The sequence below is a fragment of the Streptomyces sp. NPDC020597 genome, assembly GCF_044335095.1.
Taxonomy (GTDB): domain Bacteria; phylum Actinomycetota; class Actinomycetes; order Streptomycetales; family Streptomycetaceae; genus Streptomyces.
Genome location: NZ_JBIRUL010000081.1, coordinates 1 through 1,066, shown reverse-complemented (window position 1 = coordinate 1,066; position 1,066 = coordinate 1). Strand labels below are relative to the sequence as shown.

General features: G+C 66.7%; 1 protein-coding gene and 1 pseudogene. Both read right to left on the bottom strand.

The features are described from left to right. The coding region (locus ACH4ZA_RS39905) for an alpha-amylase family glycosyl hydrolase (protein ID WP_398433899.1) at positions 1-323 on the bottom strand (323 nt) is incomplete at its 3' end. Beyond that, positions 320-1,066 (bottom strand): annotated as a pseudogene (locus tag ACH4ZA_RS39900) (alpha-1,4-glucan--maltose-1-phosphate maltosyltransferase); the annotation flags it as partial. The gene ACH4ZA_RS39905 and the pseudogene ACH4ZA_RS39900, both read right to left, overlap by 4 nt.

Below are 1,066 nucleotides of genomic sequence, written 5' to 3'. Positions count from 1 at the left end.
TGGTGGGCGGCGTCGACGAATTCGACGAAGTCGGCGAGGTCGCCGAACTCGGGCAGGACGGCGGTGTAGTCGGAGACGTCGTATCCGCCGTCGCGGAGTGGTGATTTGAAGAAGGGGGGGAGCCAGAGGCAGTCGACTCCGAGCCATTGCAGGTAGTCGAGTTTGGCGGTGATGCCTTTGAGGTCGCCGATGCCGTCGCCGTTGCTGTCCTGGAAGGAGCGGACGAGGACTTCGTAGAACACGGCGCGTTTGAACCACTCGGGGTCGCGGTCCTTGGCGGGCGTGTCCTCGAAGGTGTCCGGAACGGGCTCGTTGACGATCATGATGTGGGTGACCCTCCGCTCTGCGGGTAGGACGGTCGCAGGACGGTGCATACGTGCGCGGGCCGGATGCCCGGTTCGAGGCGCACGTAGTTGGCCCTGCCCCAGTGGTAGGTCTCGCCGGTGAGCTCGTCGCGCACCGGTACCGACTCGTGCCAGTCCAGGCCGAGTTGCGGCATGTCCAACGAGACCGTGGCCTCCTGGGTGTGGTGGGGGTCGAGGTTGACGACCACCAGAACCGTGTTCGATCCGCTGCTGTCCGAGCTCCTCTTCGAGTAGGCGATCACCGATTCCTTGTCGGTGTGGTGGAAGTGCAGGTTGCGCAGTCGGTGCAGGGCGGGGTTGGCCCGCCGGATGTCGTTGAGGCGGGTGATGAGGGGGGCGATGGTGCGGCCCTCGCGTTCGGCGCTCTCCCAGTCGCGGGGGGTGAGCTGGTACTTCTCGGAGTCGAGGTATTCCTCGCCGCCCTCGCGCAGGGGGGTGTTCTCGCAGAGTTCGTAGCCGCTGTAGACGCCCCAGGTGGGGGAGAGGGTGGCGGCCAGGACGGCGCGGGCCTCGAAGGCGGGCCGGCCGCCGTGCTGGAGGTGGGCGGGCAGGATGTCGGGGGTGTTGGCGAAGAAGTTGGGCCGCATGTACGAGGCGGCCTGCCCTGACAGCTCGGTGAGGTACTCGGTCAGCTCGTCCTTGGTGGTACGCCAGGTGAAGTACGTGTAGGACTGCTGGAAGCCGATCTGGGCGAGGGTGTG